The sequence below is a fragment of the Hominiventricola sp. genome (assembly GCF_057604405.1).
This window is the reverse complement of the sequence record NZ_DBLYVB010000001.1, coordinates 119,949-139,176: the sequence shown is the minus strand read 5'-3', so window position 1 is coordinate 139,176 and position 19,228 is coordinate 119,949. Positions and strand designations below refer to the sequence as shown.

Sequence of the window (19,228 nt, the reverse complement as noted above, 5' to 3'; positions counted from 1 at the left end):
CATAAGGTGCAAAAAATGCAACGGTACTTATATTAAGAGGAGAAAACATGTTACTGGATGTGATATTGGATACATTGCTGGATGGTCTGAGGTTATTGCCTTTTTTGTTCTTTACGTATTTATTGATGGAATTTCTGGAGCACCGAACAGGAGAGGCAGGAAGAGTCAGAATCGGAGCAGCCAGAAGGAGCGGTCCTGTCTGGGGTGCATTATTTGGAATCATTCCACAGTGCGGATTTTCAGCAGCGGCTTCCGGATTATATGCAGGAAGAGTTATTACGATGGGAACACTTATGGCTATTTATTTGTCGACATCTGATGAAATGCTGCCGATTCTTATTTCTTCAGCAGTAAGCCTTCCACGGATTTTGCGGATTCTGGCGGTAAAAGTGGGAATTGCCATAATAACCGGTCTGCTCATCGACATGTTTATGAAAGATCATCGAGGGCATCTGGAAGACAGACATCATCACCACCATGATCATGAAAAGGAGAAAGACTGTCATGGACATCTGGTAATGGCAGCCCTTCATCATACATTGGAGGTTTTTTTCTATATCATACTGATTTCCTTTGCATTGAATCTAATCATTGGACTGGTTGGAGAAGAGACATTGGCGATGATTTTTACAGAGCTTCCGGTGGTAAGCGAACTTCTGGCGGCGCTGGTAGGATTGATTCCTAATTGTGCATCTTCTGTAGTAATCACAGAACTGTATTTGTCAGGTGTCATCACATCCGGACCTATGATGGCCGGACTCCTGGTAAATGCAGGTGTCGGCATTCTGGTATTGCTGCGGCTTGATCATGATAAAAAAGATATTTTGCGGATTGTGGGTATGCTTTATGGGTCCGGTGTTCTGTGGGGGCTTGCCATAGAGATGCTTCAGGTGGTATTCTGATAAAAAGGGGATGGAATCAATGGCAGGAGAAAATCATTATGCGACATCCAGCCGCAGAAAAATACTGGAGATTTTAAAAGCAAGTAAAGACTGTACTGTGACAGCAGCGCAGATTGGAGAACAGTTGCGGCAGATGGAGAGCGAAGTGAATATTACCACGGTGTACCGGTATCTTGATAAACTGGAAAAGGACGGTACAGTGATTCGCTATGCTTCAGAACAGGGTGGACAGGCAGCTTATCAGTATGTGGAACAGGGGCAGGGGTGTGAAGGCCATCTGCATCTAAAATGTACTTGCTGTGGCAAGATTATTCACCTGGATTGTGCGTTTATGAAAGAAATCTCAGAGCATATCCGGGAAGATCATGGGTTTCAGCTCCAGTGCAGGAATTCCATCCTGTATGGAACCTGCAGGGACTGCCGTGAAAAAATGCAGAGAGTGTAAGAACAAAGGAGAAAAAGAAACTATGGACATCTATCTGATCCGGCATGGAGAGACAGACTGGAATAAAGAAAAGAAGCTGCAGGGTGTGACGGATATTCCGTTAAATGCCTATGGGATTGAACTGGCGGAAAAGACAGCGGAAGGATTGAAGGATGTTCCCTTTGACCGGATTTATACCAGTCCTCTTATCCGTGCGAAGAAGACAGCGGAGATTATCAGGGGAAACCGCCCCATCGATCTGGTGGTAAAGGAAGAGTTAAAAGAAATCAGTTTTGGCGATTACGAAGGCCATCATTATAAACCGGAGACTTATGATATCCCGGTTCCTGGATTCCGCAAGTTTTTTGAGGATCCTGCCCACTACGAGACGGCGCCCAATGGAGAGAGCATCAGTCATATGAGAGAGCGAACATCTTCTTTTGTAAGAAATCTGATTCATGATCCGGCCAATGAGCAGATGACATTTTTATTATCCTCCCATGGTTCGGCTATTCGCGGAATTCTGTCCGGACTGCTAAAGCTGCCTATTGAAGATTTCTGGGGCGGACCAGTACATAAGAACTGTGGTGTGACGCTTCTTCATGCTGAGCACGGGCAATTTGAAATTGTTTTTGAAAATAAAATCTACTATTAGCAAACAGCGGGCAGAAATGCCTGCTGTTTTATATGACTAATTGTTAGAAAATTCACAAGAATAGATTTATTTGTCAAAAAGATAACGAAAATAATTCTGATTGGTCAAAAACTACATGAAATCTGTGTGAAGAGGAGAGCTGTTTGTTAAAAATAAATGAAATCCCTTGCAAAAACCCCTATCAGGGGATATAATAGTTTCAGATATTCAAAAGTAGGATATTTATGCTTTTAAAATGTTAAAAAAATAACGAATTGATTTACTCATCGTTAAAAGGAGGATAGATATAAGATGCATATGACAAACGAAGAACACAGCCATTGCGGATGTGGATGCGGCGGACATGATCATGAGCACGAGCACAGCCATGAGCATACTCATGATGGAGTAACGCACACTCATGCACATGCACATGAGGGAGAGCATCAGCATGATCATACACACGGAGAATGCGGATGTGGCCATCATCACGGTGAACAGCCGAAAGATGAGGATACAGCAGTACTTGCATACATGCTTGACCATAACCGCCATCATGCTCAGGAGCTTGCAGCCATTGCAAAGCATTTAAGAGAGCAGGGCAAGGATGATGCAGCGCTTCAGATTGAGAAGGGCGTTGAAGATTTCGAAAAAGGAAATATGAGACTTTCCATCGCTCTTTCCCTGGTACAGTAAGGAGGTTGACTTTAAGATGTGTCTTGCAACTGTATATGGAAAGAAAAAAGAAGGTGAAAGCATTCTGATCAAGAATGCCAGCCGGATGGATGTGGATGGAACAACGATCCGCATCAGAGACATTATGGGTGCAGAGATCGAAGTAGAGGGAACCATCGTTATGGTGGATCTGGCGAACTCTACAGTAAAGATTAACTGCATCGAAGATTAATTCAGTTTGGTAGTTTTTTTGTAGGTTACAATTTAGATAAGATGTGGAGGTATGTAACTATGAAAATCTCACAGGCACTGAGAGAGAAGACTCTTCTTTCTTTCGAACTCTTCCCGCCGAAGACAGAGAAAGGAATGGAGAATCTGCCTGGTACCATCGATCATCTGATGAAGTACAAACCGGCATACATCTCCTGTACTTACGGTGCAGGCGGAGGAAACGTCGGCGCCAACAGAGAAGTATGCCAGATGATCAAAAAAGCAGGTACCACACCGGTTACCCACTTTACGGTTATCAAAAATACCAAAGAGGGTATCAAAGAGCAGCTGGATCAGTATCTTGCAGAAGGTGTTGATCATATGCTGGCACTCCGTGGAGATATTCCGCTGGGTGAGACCACGACTTGTGGTGACTTTAATTATGCAACGGACCTTGTAAAATTTGTTCGTGATACTTACGGCGACAAATTTGAGATCGCAGTAGCAGGATCTCCGGAGGGACACATTGCATGCCGCAGCCTGGATGCAGACATTGCAGTTCTGAAACAGAAGCAGGACAATGGTGCTGACTACATCATGACTCAGCTTTGCTGGGATATGGAGCAGTTCAGATACTGGCTGGATGCAATCCGCGAGGCAGGTATTACCATGCCGGTAGACGTGGGGGTTATGCCGATCCTTGATATGGGAGCCACCATCAACATGGCGCTTTCCCGTAATGGCTGTGTGATGGACAGCGAGCTTTGCAGAATGATTTCCAGACACTGGCTGTTCCCGAATCCGTTCGCAGCAAAAGATGCAGACGGAAAACCGTTCGACATGTTCTATGATAAGAAAGTCGAAGAGTTCAAAGAGGAAGGTATCCAGTATACCATCAGACAGATTGATGAGTATCGTGCAATGGGCGTAAACGGAATCCATCTGTATGCTCTGAACAAGTGGAAAGATGTATCCCGCATCATCGACGAGTCCGGACTTTGCACTCTCGTTTAAGAAAAAGACAATAGACAGATTTAGGAGATGACAATATGCCATATACAATTGCAGTGGCAGGAAAAGGTGGTGTGGGCAAAACCACACTGACCGGTATGATGATTCAATATTTGGCTGATAAGAAGGAAGGCCCGATTCTGGCAGTTGATGCCGATGCAAATTCCAATCTGAATGAAGTTCTGGGTGTGGATGTGGAAATGACGCTGGGAGATATCCGAGACGAGCTTTCAAAAGCGGAAGTTTCTGATGACAGCCCGATTCCGAAAGGAATGTCCAAGCAGGATTATACCGAGTTTAAGTTTGATTCCGCATTGGTAGAAGAAGATGACTACGATCTGCTGGTCATGGGTCATACACAGGGAAAAGGATGCTATTGCTTTGTAAATGGTCTGCTGTCGGCTCAGGTCGGAAAGCGTGCCCAGAATTACAAGTACATCGTGGTAGACAATGAGGCTGGTATGGAACATATCAGCAGAGGAATTCTTCCGGGTGTAGATGCTGTAATTCTGGTCAGCGACTGTTCACGCAGAGGAATTCAGGCAGTAGGACGCATTGCACGTCTGATTCCTGAGTGCGGACTGAAGCCGAAGAAAGTCGGTCTGATCGTAAACCGCGCTCCGGGCGGAGTTATCAATGACGGTGTCCGCGAGGAAATCGAGAAACAGAATCTCGAACTTCTGGGAGTGGTTCCCCAGGATGAAGGTGTATTTGACTATGACAGTGCCGGAACTCCTACAACGCAACTTCCGGCAGATAATCCTGTCAGACAGGAATTGTATCATATTTTAGAAGGTCTTGGGCTTTAAAAGCCTGACTATAAAGGAGATTTATATGGGAGACTTTAAATTAACCACAGTCGAAGAAATGGAAGCAGCTACCAACCGGCTGCTCGAGACCGGCGCGAAAGTCGGTGCTGATGCATGGCAGATTCGTGTAAAGAATCAGACTCCGCATTGTAAATTTGGTGAGCAGGGTATCTGCTGCCGTATCTGTGCAATGGGACCGTGCCGTATTACCCCGAAGGCTCCGAGAGGAATCTGCGGATGCGATGCTCATGGTATCGTAGGACGTAACTACCTGAAATTCACTGCAGGTGGTGCAGCTACTCACTCTGATCACGGACGTGAGATCTGCCATACTCTCTACGCAGCTGATCCGAACGGCGCTTACAAAGTAAAAGATCCTGATAAACTGATCCGTATCGCAAAAGAGTGGGGCGTAGAGACCGAAGGAAAAGATATCTACGATCTGGCACATGAGATGGCAGAGCTGGCTCTGATGGAGTATGGTAAACCGTTCGGCGTTCAGAGATGGCTGAAGAGAGCACCGGAGCATACCCAGAAGCTGTGGCATGATGCTGAAATCGAGCCGCGGGCAATTGACCGTGAGGTTGCTACTTCCTTACATATGACCCATATGGGATGTTCATCCAAACCGGAAGCACTGGTTCGTCAGTCCTTAAGAGCAGGTCTTGCTGATGGATGGGGCGGTTCCATGTGTGGTACCGAGTTCTCTGACGTACTGTTCGGAACTCCGAAGCCGATTGATACTGAGGCAAACCTTGGCGTTATGAACGCTGAGAACGTAAACATCGTAGTACACGGACATGATCCGTCACTGTCTGAGATGGTCTGTGAATATGCAGACGATCCGGAGATGATCGCTTATGCAAAGAGCATGGGCGCTAAGGGCATCACCGTATCTGGTGTCTGCTGTACTTCCAACGAGGTAGCAATGCGTCGTGGTATTCCGATGGCTGGTAACTTCCTGCAGCAGGAGAACGTAGTCCTGACAGGAGCATGTGAGGCTATCGTAGTAGACGTTCAGTGTATTTTCCCGGCACTTGGACCTCTGAGTAAATGTTTCCACACCAAGTTCATCACCACTTCTCCGATCGCTCAGATGCCGGATTCCGATTACATCCGTTTTGATGTAGGAACCGCAGCAGAGAAGGCAAAACAGATCGTTAAGACTGCATGCGAGAACTTCAAGAACCGTAAACCGGAGCTGGTATACATTCCGGATATGAAACAGAAAGCAACCGTTGGTTACTCTCTGGAAGCTCTTGTAAAAGTACTTGACGGTGTTACTAACAGCCAGGTAGATGTAACCGGAACCACCAAACCGCTTCTTGAGTGTGTTACTTCCGGTGTTATCCGTGGTGCAGTTGCAATGGTAGGATGTAATAACCCGAAGGTTCGTCCTGATACCGCACATATTGAAATGATGAAAAAACTCATTGCTAACGATATCGTAGTTGTAGCTTCCGGATGTTCCGCACAGGCTGCTGCAAAAGCAGGTCTGATGGACAAAGCTGCAAAAGATCTCTGCGGCGCTGGCTTGAAACGTGTATGTGAGCTGGCAGATATCCCGCCTGTACTTCATATGGGCTCCTGTGTAGATATCAGCCGTATGATGATTCTGGTAGCTGAGCTGGCAAAAGACTCCGGTCTTAAGATTTCCCAGCTGCCGGTAGTTGGATGTGCTCCGGAGTGGATGTCTGAGAAGGCAGTTTCCATCGGTAACTACGTAGTAGCAACCGGTATTGATACCTTCCTTGGCGTTGATCCTTATGTATCCGGTTCCAGCGAGATGGGTGAGTGGCTGACCAATGGCGTTCGTGATTGGGTAGAGGCTGCTTACACAGTTGAAACTGATATCGATAAGCTGTGTGACAAGATGATCGAGCGTATCGAAGAGAAGAGAACCGCAATCGGAATCTAATCCGGATAAGAAAGTAAATTGATATAAGACCGGAGGGAAAGACATTGAAGATAGCAATTACCGGAAAAGGCGGCGTTGGAAAGACGACCTTTGCGGCCACACTTGCGAGATTATATGCGGAAGAGGGACGCACCGTTCTGGCAGCTGACGTAGACCCGGATGCCAATCTGGGACTGGCGCTTGGATTTCCGGAAGAGGTGCTGGACTCCATTATCCCCATCAGTAAGATGAGAAAACTGGTGGAGGAGCGTACAGGAGCCGGACCGGATAATCAGATGTATAAACTGAACCCGAAGGTGGATGATATTCCTGATACATACAGCAAAACCTATAATGGCGTGAAGCTCCTGCTGCTGGGCACGGTGGAAACCGGCGGCGGCGGGTGCGTCTGCCCGGAGCATGTGATGCTGAGAAGAATCATCAGCCACCTGATGCTGAGAAGCAAAGATGTAGTAATCATGGATATGGAGGCCGGTCTGGAGCATCTGGGCAGAGGTACCTGTGAATCCATGGAGCAGTTCATCGTTGTGATTGAGCCGGGAGCCAGAAGCGTTCAGACCTATAAGAATGTAAAACGTCTGGCAGCAGATCTGGGAATCCGTCAGGTGCGCGTAGTCGCAAATAAAGTCCGAAGCGCTGAGGACGAGGAGTTCGTTCGTTCCAAGATTCCGGCAGAGGATTTACTGGGATTCATTCATTATAATACAGAGGTAATTGACGCGGATCGTCAGGGAAAAGCTCCCTATGATGTAAGTCAGTCCGCGACAGATGAGATTCGGAAAATCAAAGCGATTCTCGATGAGTCAAAATAAATTTTGGAGGTATAATACCGTGACACTTTTTGATAGAGTATTCAGCGGAAATGATGCAGTTTATGGTTTGACTGAAGCTGCCATCGACAATGCAATTGCGCAGTACGGCGCAGATCAGGCGGTATCTTTTCCGCATACCGCATACAGCCTTCCGTGCTACTATGCAGTAACCGGAACCAAGGTTGCTAATCTTGGAGAATTAAAAGAAGCTCTCGGCGTTGTAAAAACTCTCATGACCAGAGAGCAGAAACTGAATGATGCGTTCATGAGCGGTGTTGCTACTGCACTTTGTGCAGAGTTCATCGAGGTTCTGAAATATATTAACGGAGCAGAACCGTATGCAGAGCCGTACTACGGACATCTGGCAGATGCCATTATCCGTGAGCTTGGTGTACCGCTGGTAACCGGAGATATCCCGGGTGTAGCAGTTATTCTTGGAAAAGCTCCGAGCAACGAAGAAGCAGTAGAGCTTGTTAAGAGCTATCAGGCACAGGGTATTCTGGTAACTCTGGTTGGTGATGTGATCGATCAGTGTGTAGAAGCAGGCCTGAAGATGGGATATGCACTTCGTATCGTACCGCTTGGTAAAGATGTGACTTCCGTAATCCATGTTGTATCCGTAGCACTTCGTGCAGCTCTGATCTTCGGTAACGTAACACCGGGTGATGCAGGCGCTCTGATGAAATACACCATGGATCGTGTACCGGCATTTGTAAACGCATTCAAACCACTGGATGACGTAGTAGTAGCTTGCGGTGCAGGCGCTATCGCACTTGGTTTCCCGGTAGTTACCAACGAGACCGAGAATATCTTCCGTGTACCGAAGAGCCTGATTGTTCAGGAAGACGTATCCAAATTCAATGCTACCTCTCTTGAGGCACGTGACATTAAGATTAAGATTACCAAGATTGATATCCCGGTATCCTTCGCATCCGCATTCGAGGGCGAGATCATCCGTAAAGGTGATATGCAGGTTGAGTTCGACGGTTCCAGAAAAGACTGCTTCGAGCTGGTTTGCACCAAAGATGCAAGCGAGGTTGAGGATCACAAGTTCACTCTTATCGGACCGGATTTCGATCAGATGGAAGTAGGAAGCAAACAGCAGATCGCTTACATCGTAGACGTAGCCGGAAAGAATATGCAGTCCGACTTCGAGCCGGTATTTGAGCGTAAATTCCACAGCTATGTAAACTGTGTAGAGGGTGTTATGCATACCGGACAGCGTGATATGATCCGTATCCGTATCAGTAAATCTACCTTCGAGGCTGGTTTCCGTGCAAAAGACCTTGCAGAGGTTCTGTACGCAAACATTAAGAACGAGTTTGACGCAGTAGTAGATAAATGTGCAGTTACCATCGTAACTGATGAAGCAGAGTGTACCAGACTTCGTCATGAGCTGGCTATCCCGGCATATGATCGTCGTGACGAGCGTCTGACTTCTCTGACAGACGAATCCGTACCGGTATACTACAGCTGTATCATGTGCCAGGCATTCTCCCCGAGCCATGTATGTGTAGTAACTCCGGAGAGACTTGGACTTTGCGGTGCTGTTTCATGGCTGGATGCAAAAGCAACCAACGAGCTGGATCCGCAGGGACCGTGTCAGGTAATCACCAAAGAGAGAGTTATCGATGAGAACCTTGGACGTTATGAGGATGTTGATGAAGCAGTTGCTAAATTCTCACAGGGTGCTCTGGAGCACGTTACTCTGTACTCCATCATGGAAGACCCGATGACATCCTGTGGATGCTTCGAGTGTATCTGTGGTATCGAGCCGTTCTCCAACGGTGTTATCATTACCAACCGTGAGTACACTGGAATGACTCCTCTGGGAATGACCTTCGGTGAGCTGGCATCCATGACCGGTGGTGGAGTTCAGACTCCTGGATTCATGGGACATGGAAAACACTTCATTTCTTCCAAGAAGTTCATGAAGGCCGAGGGTGGTATCGAGCGTATCGTATGGATGCCGAAAGAGCTGAAAGAGCAGGTTGCTGAGAGAGTAAACAAGACCGCACAGGAACTGTACGGAATTGAGAACTTCTGCGATATGATCGGTGATGAGACCATCGCAACTGATCCGGAAGCACTGCTTGAGTTCCTGACCGAGAAAGGCCATCCGGCACTCGGCATGGACCCGATGATGTAAATGCGAGGAAGAAAATCAAGCACGAGCGCAGCGAGTATTTGATTTTACCGAGCATTTAGCGACAGAATCGATTGCACAGCGTGAGCTGTGACGGATGCGCAGAGCGCAGACGTGATTCTGGAGCCTAAGGAACCGGATGCGCAGAGCGCAGATGTGATTCTGGAGCTTAAGGAACCAGATGTGCAATAGTGGATTCTGGAGTCTAAGTTTAAAAATACCCGGGCACCCTGCATAGCAGGGTTGCCCTTTTGGAATGCATAAAACTCTTTACGAAAAGGGATTTTATGGTATAATATAGTATTTGTGTGATATATTTTTTTGAGGAGGAGAATTACCAATGCCATTCAATGGAAAATCAGGAAAATTCAACGCTTCCATCAATGCAGTTGAAGTAGGCTGCGGCGAGAAAGCAATCAAAATTGGCGGCGAGAATGTATTACCTTTCTATACATTTGATGCACCGATTGAGAACGCACCGAAAGTTGGTGTTATGATCACAGACCTCGGTCTGGACAACGAGCCGGAAGGTGTAAAAGCATACTATGCTGGATGCAGCACCATGGGCGAGATCGCTAAGAAAGCATCTGAGATGCCAGGTGCAGATTTCGTATGTCTGAGACTGATCGGAGCTGATCCGAACGGAGCAAACAAATCTACAGAAGAATGCATGGAGATCGTAAAAGAGGTCATTGACGCCATCGATGTACCGCTTGTAATCGAGGGATGCAAGAATGTAGCAAAAGATACTGAGCTTCTGTCCAAAGCTGCTGATGTAGCTCAGGGCAAAAATGTCATCATCCTGTCCGCAAGAGAGGAAGATTACAAAGGTATCGGTGCAGCAGCAGGTCTGGCTTACAATCAGAAAGTCGGCGCTGAGTCTGCAGTAGATATCAACCTTGCAAAACAGCTGAACGTGCTGATTACCCAGCTGGGTGTACAGCCGGCAAACATTGTTATGAACGTAGGTACCGCAGCAGTTGGATACGGTTTTGAGTACGTAGTTTCTACGATGGACCGTGTAAAAGCTGCAGCACTTTCCCAGAACGACGCACAGTTACAGATGCCGATCATTACTCCGGTAGCAGAGGAAGCATGGAACGTAAAAGAGGCTATGGCTTCTGAAGAAGATATGCCTGAGTGGGGTCCGGTTGAGCAGCGTGGTATCGATATGGAAGTTTCCACAGCCGCTTCCGTACTGGCTTGTGGTTCCAATGCTGTAATCGTGAAACATCCGGTTACCGTTGCCACCATCTCCAAAATGATCAAAGAACTGATGTAATTGTGGTAAGGAGGGAAATAAGACAATGGCATTAAAAGGCTTAGATATCTTTAAAATGACACCAAAAACAAACTGTAAAGAGTGCGGAAGCCCGACCTGTATGGCATTTTCCATGAAGGTTGCTCAGGGTGCTGTAGACATTTCCAAATGTCCGCATATGTCCGCAGAAGCTCTTGCAACTCTGTCTGAGGCAACTGCACCGCCTATGAAATCCATCAAAGTTGGTACCGGCGACGCAGAGTACACCCTTGGTGGTGAGACTGTACTGTTCAGACATGAGAAAACCTATGTTAGCAAACCTAGATTCGCTGTACGCATCACTCCGGATATGGATGCAGATGCTGTACTTGCAGCAGTTAACAAAGTTGACTATGACCGTATCGGTGAGAGAATGCATGCAGAGATGGTATTCGTTGAGTATACCGGAGATGCAGCCGCTTACGCTGAGACGGTAAAACATGTGACCGGTATCGGCAAAACCATCGTTCTGGAGTGCGCTGATGCAGAAGCAGCAAAAGCAGCTCTGGAAGTATGCAAAGCTGAGAAACCGATCCTTGATGGAGCAAACGCTTCCAACTACGCTGAGATGGTTGAAGTAGCAAAAGCAGCAGGTGCTGTTCTGGGTGTATCCGGAGCATCTCTGGACGAGCTGTATGATACTACCGCAGCTATTGAGAAACTTGGATATAAAGAGCTGGTTCTGAATACGACCGGTGCAACGATCAAAGAAACCTTCGCTAATACCGTTCAGGTAAGACGCGCATGTCTGGACAAGAACCCGGACAGAACCTGTGGATATCCGTCCCTGGTAAATCTGGCTAAGCTTGCTCCGGCAGATGAGGCTATGCAGACTGCACTGGCTTCCCTGTTTGTTCTGAAATATGGTTCCATCATCGTTATGGATACCATGAACTACGCAGAGGCACTTCCGCTGTATGGTTTAAGACAGAACGTATACACCGATCCGCAGAAGCCGATGAAGGTTGAGCCGGGTATCTATCCGCTGAATGGCGGAGATGAGAACTCCGTAGTTCTGACTACCGTTGACTTCGCACTTACATACTTCGTTGTATCCGGTGAGCTGGAGCGTTCCGGTGTTCCGTGTAACCTGGTTATCAACGATGCAGGCGGACTTTCTGTACTGACTTCCTGGGCTGCAGGTAAATTCTCCTCTACTTCTATCTCTAAATTCATCATTGAGAACGTAGAGCCGAAGATCAAATGCAGAAAACTGGTTATCCCGGGTAAGGTAGCAGTCTTAAAGGGTGATCTGGAAGCAAAACTTCCGGGTTGGGAGATTATCGTAGCTCCGAACGAAGCTGTACAGCTTGTAAAATTCCTGAAGGATATGAAAGCAAACGGCGAAATCTAGAATAGATACGACTGCCGGTTTTAACCGGCAGCCGCAAATAATATAATCAAAGGAGATTACTACCATGGCAAAATTCATTACGATTGGTGAAAGACTTTCCACTACTGCTCCGGCAGTCAACAAGGCTTTTCTTGAGAGAGATCCGGAGCCGATTCTGAAAAGAGCAAAACAGCAGCTGGATGCAGGTGCTACCTATCTTGACGTAAACATCGGACCGGCTGAGTCCTATGGTGAGGATCTGATGAAATGGGCAGTTCAGTTACTGCAGGGCGAGTTCGACAACGTTCCGCTGGCACTGGATACTTCCAACAAAGCAGCTATCGAGGCTGGTATCTCTGTTTACAATCGTTCCAAAGGAAAACCGATCGTAAACTCTGCAGACGCAGCAGGAAGAATTGAGAACATCGATCTGGCTGCAGCAAACGATGCAATCGTTATCGCTCTCTGCAACGGCGAAGGAATCGCAAAAGACAACGACGAGCGTATGGGATATTGCCAGATGCTTCTTGAAAGAGGTATGGAGCATGGTATGGAAGCAGAGGACATGTGGTTTGACCCGTTATTCCTGGTTATCAAAGGAATGCAGGACAAACAGATGCAGGTTCTTGAGGCAATCAAGATGTTCAGCGATATGGGTCTGAACACTACCGGTGGTCTGTCCAACAACTCCAACGGTATGCCGAAACACATCCGTCCGATTATGGACTCCGCTATGGTAGCTATGGCTATGATGTGTGGTCTGACTTCCGCAATCGTTAACCCGAATGATCTTCGTCTTATGGAGACCATCAAATCCTGTGATATTATTAAGAACAACACTCTGTACGCAGATTCCTATCTGGAGATCTAATAATCAGAGCGATTTTGCAATACTGTCAGTGTTTTCACTGGCAGTATTGTGCTATATGGGAAAATACAAAACCTGAAAACCCAGTTTATGGAGAAAAAGATTATGCCGAATGTTATATTTCGATATGAAGATGGAACTGCCACAAAAGTAGCAGTGACAGCCGGAGAGAACCTGTTGGAGGTGGCTCGGAAAGCGAATGTGGCCATTGATGCACCTTGTTCAGGCAACGGTTCCTGCGGTAAATGCCGGGTAAAATTCATCAGTGGAGAACTGGACAGTGTCCAGACAAGACATATTACGGACGAAGACTATGCAGAAGGATGGAGACTTTCCTGCTGCAGCAAGGTGACCGGCGACGTGGAGGTGCTGGTACCGGACATTGCATCTGCCTATAAGAGCCGCATGAAAGTGGCTGATTTAAGTTCACCGGAGGAAGTTGCCATCTTTGACCGGGCAAAACAGGATGTTGCAGATGCAGGAATTACTTTTGAAAATGATTTCTCGGTTGTGGAACTTCAGATGACGGCACCGTCACTGGAGGATACCATGCCGGATAATGAACGGCTGTCCTGGGCCATAGAGGCAGCCACGGGAATAGAGAGTGTAAAATTAACTTATCATGTATTGAAGAAACTGCCGGATGCGCTTCGGGACAATGAGTTCCATGTGAATGTAGTACTGAAGAAACTTCATCACAGTGTTCTCGTTTATGACGTAGTGCCTGTTACGGAGGAGAGAATCTGCGGAGCCGCCATCGATATTGGTACGACTACCGTATCAGCTGTGATTCTTGACCTGAGAGACGGGAAGATTCTGGCGAAGGCATCTGCAGGAAACGGACAGATCCGTTTCGGAGCTGATGTAATCAACCGCATTATTGAATCCAGAAAAACCGGTGGAGAAGCAAAACTTCAGAAAGCCATCATTGATGAGACTCTGAATCCAATGCTTCATAATATGTGCCGCGCTGCAGGCATTCAGGGAAGTCAGATATATCATCTGTGTGTTGCTTCCAATACGACCATGAACCATCTGCTCCTTGGCGTGAATGCAGATCCGCTTCGTATGGAACCGTACATTCCGGATTTCTTTGAGACAGAAGATGTCAGTGCCTATGACCTGAGACTGGATGTACATCCCAATGCAAAGGTCATCATTGCTCCGAATATTGGAAGCTATGTAGGAGGAGATATTACGGCTGGTACATTGGTCAGCATGATTTGGAATAAACCGGAATTCAACCTGTTTATTGACCTTGGAACCAACGGTGAGATCGTATTTGGCAACTCTGATTTTATGATGAGCTGTGCATGTTCTGCAGGACCGGCCTTTGAAGGTGGTGATATCAGCTGCGGTATGCGTGCAACAGATGGAGCCATTGAAGCATGTTCTATTGATGCAAAGACTATGGAACCGACTTTCTCCGTGATCGGAAAAGAAGGACAAAAACCGGTGGGATTATGTGGTTCTGGTATCATTGACGTGATCGCAGAGCTGTTCCGCTGCGGCATCATCAGCCCGAAAGGAAAGTTCGTCCGGGAGGGTGACCGTGTCCGCCATGATCATTACGGAATCGGAAGCTATGTGCTGGCATTCAAAGAGGATGCAGCCGGTCATAAAGATGTAGAAATCAATGAAGTAGATATTGATAATTTCATCCGTGCAAAGGGAGCCATTTTCTCTGCAATCTGTACAATGCTTCGTTCTCTGGACTTTGATGTGTCCATGATTGAAAATGTATATGTAGCAGGTGGCATCGGAAGCGGTATTAATATGAGAAATGCCGTGACCATCGGTATGTTCCCGGATGTAGAGATCGACAAGTTCCATTACATTGGAAACTCTTCTCTGACCGGTGCCTACAATATAACCCTTTCCACAGAAGCAGAACAGAAAGTGCATGACCTTGCTCACAACATTACCTATATGGAGCTGAGCACGGATCCGAGCTACATGGATGAATTTGTGGCTGCATGCTTTATTCCTCATACGAATACTGCGCTGTTCCCCAGCGTAAAACAGGAGGAGATTTAACTTGGAAATCGAAAACCACAAAGAAGAAGTGCCCTTTGAGCATTATCTGGAAAAATATAAGTCCTTGGATCCGAAGGAAGCTGCTCAAAGATTGAACATAGTGTATGATGAAACAGAGCAGAAATTCCATCTTCATTTTATGGGGCATCCCTATGAAGTGCATTTTCCGGAGTTTGAGATTATCGCTCTTGACGAGGAAGAGAAGGATGGTCTCCTTATGACCAGTCTTCCGGCCAAAACCTTTATTTTACGGTATCTGCTGGAAGGGCAGTATGTACAGTCCAGTGGAAAGTTTATGACCTTCCGCGAGGTTCCTACTTATGGGGAGCTGTATATTCAGCCTTTTACGGGAAGATGCATCAAGCGTCTGACCTACGGATTTGGATTTAAGCTGAAAGCATTTGCTGAGGGCATGGAAAAGATCCCGGGAGTGAAGAAGATCTCCATGGGAGATGTGGCCTACGAGTTTGAACTTATTGACGGATATCGAATGCAGTTTATTTTCTGGGCAGGAGACGAGGAATTTCCACCCTCTGCCCAGATTCTTTACAGCGATAATTTCCAGTTCGGATTTCACGCAGAGGACATGGTGGTGGCGGGAGACCTGTCCATTACCACTTTGAAACGTCTATGTGCATAAATTGAGTGTTATTGTACAAAGTGTAGGATGTCAAAAAATTATCAAAGTTATATAATGCATTCGTACACAAGGAACGGATGGGTTCTTTGAAATAACAAAAAAGCAAACCTTGCGCGATACGCGCATCAACCGCGGAGATCTGATTCTTTGCGATAAAGAAAGGAGAAGTTTTTTATGGGATTCAAATCTGACATTGAAATTGCACAGGAGTGCGAAGCAAGACCGATTACCGAGATCGCTGCCAAAGCAGGTATCGATGACAAGTATCTGGAGCAGTATGGTAAGTACAAGGCAAAAATTGACTACAATCTGCTGAAAGAAGTTCCGGGAGAGAATGGAAAGCTGGTTCTGGTAACCGCAATCAACCCGACTCCGGCAGGAGAAGGTAAGACTACTACTTCCGTAGGTCTGGCAGATGGTATGAGCAAGATCGGCAAGAAAGTTATGGTAGCACTTCGTGAGCCGTCCCTTGGACCGGTATTCGGAGTAAAAGGTGGAGCAGCAGGCGGCGGATATGCACAGGTTGTTCCGATGGAAGACATTAACCTTCACTTCACTGGTGACTTCCACGCAATCGGCGCAGCTAACAACCTGCTGGCAGCTATGATTGATAACCACATTTTCCAGGGCAATGCTCTGAACATCGACCCAAGAAAGATCACCTGGAGAAGATGCGTGGATATGAACGATCGTCAGCTTCGTAATGTAGTAGACGGACTTGGCGGAAAGACCAATGGAATGCCGAGAGAGGATGGTTACGATATCACCGTTGCTTCCGAGATCATGGCAGTCCTGTGTCTGGCAAGTGATATCGCAGATCTGAAGAAGAGACTTGCAAGAATTATCATTGGATATACATATGGCAAAGTCGCTGAGCAGAAACCGGTAACCGCTGGTGACCTGCATGCAGAGGGCGCTATGGCAGCACTTCTGAAAGATGCACTGAAACCGAACCTGGTACAGACTCTGGAAGGAACTCCGGCTATCGTTCATGGCGGACCGTTCGCTAACATCGCTCATGGATGTAACTCCGTAACTGCAACCAAGATGTGTCTGAAGCTTGCTGATTACACCATTACTGAGGCTGGATTCGGTGCTGATCTTGGTGCAGAGAAATTCCTCGACATCAAGTGCCGTATGGCAGGCCTGAAACCGAATGCAGTTGTTATCGTAGCTACTGTACGTGCTCTGAAATACAACGGCGGTGTTGCAAAAGCAGATCTCAACAATGAGAATCTGGAAGCTCTGGAGAAAGGTCTTCCGAACCTGCTGAAACATGTAAGCAATATCACAAACGTATACAAACTGCCGTGTGTAGTTGCAATCAATGCATTCCCGACGGATACCAAAGCAGAGCTTGATCTGGTAGAGGCTAAATGTAAAGAGCTGGGCGTTAACGTTGTCCTGTCTGAAGTATGGGCAAAAGGCGGCGAAGGCGGCGTGAAGCTTGCTGAGGAAGTTGTTCGTCTCTGTGAGCAGCCGAACGATTTCACTTATTCTTATGAACTGGAAGGAACTACGATTGAAGATAAGCTGAATGCGATCGTTACCAAGATCTATGGTGGAAAGAGAGTTGTTCTGACTGCAAATGCTCAGAAACAGGCAAAACAGCTGGAGGCTCTTGGATTTGCAAACTGCCCGATCTGTGTTGCAAAGACTCAGTACAGCCTGACGGATGATCAGACCAAACTTGGTGCACCGACTGACTTTGAAGTTACCGTTCGTAACCTGAAGATTTCCGCTGGTGCAGGCTTCATCGTAGCACTGACTGGTGAGATTATGACCATGCCTGGTCTTCCGAAGGTTCCGGCTGCAGAGAAGATCGATGTAGATGAGAATGGTAAGATTACTGGACTCTTCTAAATAATCATATACACAAATCTATATGGCGGCAGGGAGCACGGGATGTTCCCTGCCATAAGCCATGCTCAGAATTAAAAATGGCGTAAGCCTTAAATATGGAGGTATGTATGGGATTCACAACCAAAACCTGTGAGGAATTTGTAGACGTATTAGCATCCAAAGCCCCGGTTCCGGGTGGCGGCGGAGCATCTGCACTGGTAGGTGCCATCGGTATGGCACTTGGCAACATGGTAGGAAGCCTTACCGTTGGTAAGAAAAAATATGCAGATGTAGAGGCAGATATTATTGCACTGAAAGAGAAAGCAACCGCGCTTCAGGCAGATTTCCTTCGTCTGGTAGAAGCTGATGCAGAGGCATTTGAGCCGCTGGCAAAAGCATATGGTATGCCGAGAGAGACCGAGGAGGAAAAAGCAGAGAAAGCACGTGTCATGGCTATTGTTCTGAAGGACGCATGTGCAGTTCCTATGGAAATCATGGAGAAATGCTGTGAGGCCATTGATGTGATCGAAGAGTTTGCTGCAAAGGGTTCTGCTCTTGCAATCTCCGATGCAGGCGTAGGTGTTACATTCTGTAAGGCGGCACTTCTGGGAGCATCCCTGAATGTGTTCATCAACACCAAGTCTATGGCTGACAAAGAATATGCTGCATCTCTCAACGAGAAAGCAGATAAGATGATCGCTGACTACAGCAAAAAAGCAGACGAGATTTTCGCAGCAGTCAATGCAAGACTTCGTTAATATAAGAAAACAGGAGAGTAGAAAACCATGGCAAAACAGTTATTAGGTAAAGAAGTAACCGCAGCCCTGAATGAGAAGATTATCGGACAGGTGAAAGAGTTAAAAGAAAAAGGAGTATCCCCGAAGCTTGGCATTATCCGTGTTGGAGAAAGACCGGACGATATTTCTTATGAGACCGGTGCAACCAAGAGATGTGATACCCTTGGTGTGGAAGTAGAGAAAATCCTTCTGCCGGAAGATGTATCCAAAGAAGAACTTCTGGCAGTCATTGATAAAGTAAACAAAGACGATACCATTCACGGCGTTCTGATGTTCCGTCCGCTTCCGGCTCACTTAAAAGCAGTTCAGTCTGAGATCGAGAATGCACTGGATCCGGCAAAAGACGTTGACTGTATGACTCATCTTTCCCTGGCAGGCGTATTCGAGGGCAAACCCCTTGGATTCCCGCCGTGTACTCCGCAGGCTTGTATGGAGATTCTTGACTACTACGGAATCGACTGCAAAGGTAAAAATGCAGTAGTCATCGGAAGAAGCCTTGTAGTAGGAAAACCGGCAGCTATGATGCTCATGGGCAAGAATGCAACGGTAACGGTATGCCATACCAAGACGGTTGATGTTCCGGCTATCGCAAGAGAAGCAGATATCCTGATCTCCTGTGCAGGTGTGCTGAACAGTCTGACCAAAGAGTATGTACGTCCGGGACAGATCGTAATCGATGTTTCTATTAACTGGGATCCGGAAAAGATCAACAAAAAGGGCGGCAAGGGCGCTATCGCAGGCGACGCTGTATTTGATGAGGTTGAGCCGATCGTTGAGGCAATTACTCCGGTACCGGGCGGCGTTGGAAGCGTTACCACTTCTGTTCTCGTAGGACACGTTGTAGAAGCAGCTATGAGAAAGTTTGCATAA

General features: G+C 46.9%; 18 protein-coding genes. All 18 read left to right on the top strand.

Annotated elements, in window-relative coordinates:
• Positions 1 to 47 precede the first annotated feature (47 nt).
• Positions 48 to 902: a putative manganese transporter gene (locus tag ACZMB2_RS00715; protein ID WP_487595062.1), complete on the top strand. Its 855-nt coding sequence runs from the start codon at positions 48 to 50 to the stop codon at positions 900 to 902.
• Between the two features lie 19 nt (positions 903 to 921).
• A complete protein-coding gene (locus ACZMB2_RS00710) occupies positions 922 to 1,347 on the top strand; it encodes a Fur family transcriptional regulator (protein ID WP_487595061.1) in 426 nt (141 codons plus the stop codon).
• Between the two features lie 22 nt (positions 1,348 to 1,369).
• The gene (locus ACZMB2_RS00705; RefSeq protein WP_487595060.1) at positions 1,370 to 1,981 is read left to right on the top strand and encodes a histidine phosphatase family protein; all 612 of its coding nucleotides are present in this window, start codon (positions 1,370 to 1,372) and stop codon (positions 1,979 to 1,981) included.
• A gap of 291 nt (positions 1,982 to 2,272) precedes the next feature.
• Complete coding sequence (locus ACZMB2_RS00700) at positions 2,273 to 2,656, top strand: DUF8180 domain-containing protein (RefSeq protein ID WP_487595059.1); 384 nt, start codon at positions 2,273 to 2,275, stop codon at positions 2,654 to 2,656.
• A 16-nt stretch (positions 2,657 to 2,672) separates the two neighbouring features.
• On the top strand, positions 2,673 to 2,867 hold the full coding sequence (locus ACZMB2_RS00695; protein WP_487595058.1) for a CooT family nickel-binding protein: 195 nt from the start codon (positions 2,673 to 2,675) through the stop codon (positions 2,865 to 2,867).
• 59 nt (positions 2,868 to 2,926) lie between these two features.
• Positions 2,927 to 3,859, top strand: coding sequence for a methylenetetrahydrofolate reductase (locus ACZMB2_RS00690; protein WP_118769946.1), 933 nt, complete (start codon positions 2,927 to 2,929; stop codon positions 3,857 to 3,859).
• 35 nt (positions 3,860 to 3,894) lie between these two features.
• A complete protein-coding gene (locus ACZMB2_RS00685; protein ID WP_118769947.1) occupies positions 3,895 to 4,665 on the top strand; it encodes an ATP-binding protein in 771 nt (256 codons plus the stop codon).
• A 25-nt stretch (positions 4,666 to 4,690) separates the two neighbouring features.
• Positions 4,691 to 6,583, top strand: coding sequence for an anaerobic carbon-monoxide dehydrogenase catalytic subunit (gene cooS, locus ACZMB2_RS00680; protein ID WP_487595057.1), 1,893 nt, complete (start codon positions 4,691 to 4,693; stop codon positions 6,581 to 6,583).
• Positions 6,584 to 6,627: 44 nt separating this feature from the next.
• Entirely contained in the window at positions 6,628 to 7,395 is a 768-nt protein-coding gene (locus ACZMB2_RS00675; protein ID WP_118769949.1) for an ATP-binding protein, read from the top strand.
• 19 nt (positions 7,396 to 7,414) lie between these two features.
• Positions 7,415 to 9,544 (top strand): acetyl-CoA decarbonylase/synthase complex subunit alpha/beta, encoded by a 2,130-nt coding sequence (gene acsB / locus ACZMB2_RS00670; protein WP_487595056.1) that lies wholly within the window; start codon positions 7,415 to 7,417, stop codon positions 9,542 to 9,544.
• 337 nt (positions 9,545 to 9,881) lie between these two features.
• Positions 9,882 to 10,823 (top strand): acetyl-CoA decarbonylase/synthase complex subunit delta, encoded by a 942-nt coding sequence (gene acsD, locus ACZMB2_RS00665; protein ID WP_118769951.1) that lies wholly within the window; start codon positions 9,882 to 9,884, stop codon positions 10,821 to 10,823.
• A gap of 25 nt (positions 10,824 to 10,848) precedes the next feature.
• A complete protein-coding gene (acsC, locus tag ACZMB2_RS00660; RefSeq protein ID WP_308459306.1) occupies positions 10,849 to 12,195 on the top strand; it encodes an acetyl-CoA decarbonylase/synthase complex subunit gamma in 1,347 nt (448 codons plus the stop codon).
• Positions 12,196 to 12,259: 64 nt separating this feature from the next.
• Positions 12,260 to 13,045, top strand: coding sequence for a carbon monoxide dehydrogenase/acetyl-CoA synthase methytransferase subunit (acsE, locus tag ACZMB2_RS00655; protein WP_118769953.1), 786 nt, complete (start codon positions 12,260 to 12,262; stop codon positions 13,043 to 13,045).
• A gap of 102 nt (positions 13,046 to 13,147) precedes the next feature.
• Positions 13,148 to 15,079, top strand: coding sequence for a corrinoid activation/regeneration protein AcsV (gene acsV / locus ACZMB2_RS00650; RefSeq protein WP_487595055.1), 1,932 nt, complete (start codon positions 13,148 to 13,150; stop codon positions 15,077 to 15,079).
• Between the two features lies 1 nt (position 15,080).
• Positions 15,081 to 15,719 (top strand): DUF3786 domain-containing protein, encoded by a 639-nt coding sequence (locus ACZMB2_RS00645; RefSeq protein ID WP_487595054.1) that lies wholly within the window; start codon positions 15,081 to 15,083, stop codon positions 15,717 to 15,719.
• Positions 15,720 to 15,893: 174 nt separating this feature from the next.
• Complete coding sequence (locus ACZMB2_RS00640; RefSeq protein WP_487595053.1) at positions 15,894 to 17,582, top strand: formate--tetrahydrofolate ligase; 1,689 nt, start codon at positions 15,894 to 15,896, stop codon at positions 17,580 to 17,582.
• A 107-nt stretch (positions 17,583 to 17,689) separates the two neighbouring features.
• Entirely contained in the window at positions 17,690 to 18,319 is a 630-nt protein-coding gene (locus ACZMB2_RS00635) for a cyclodeaminase/cyclohydrolase family protein (RefSeq protein ID WP_487595052.1), read from the top strand.
• Positions 18,320 to 18,346: 27 nt separating this feature from the next.
• On the top strand, positions 18,347 to 19,228 hold the full coding sequence (locus ACZMB2_RS00630) for a bifunctional 5,10-methylenetetrahydrofolate dehydrogenase/5,10-methenyltetrahydrofolate cyclohydrolase (RefSeq protein ID WP_118769958.1): 882 nt from the start codon (positions 18,347 to 18,349) through the stop codon (positions 19,226 to 19,228).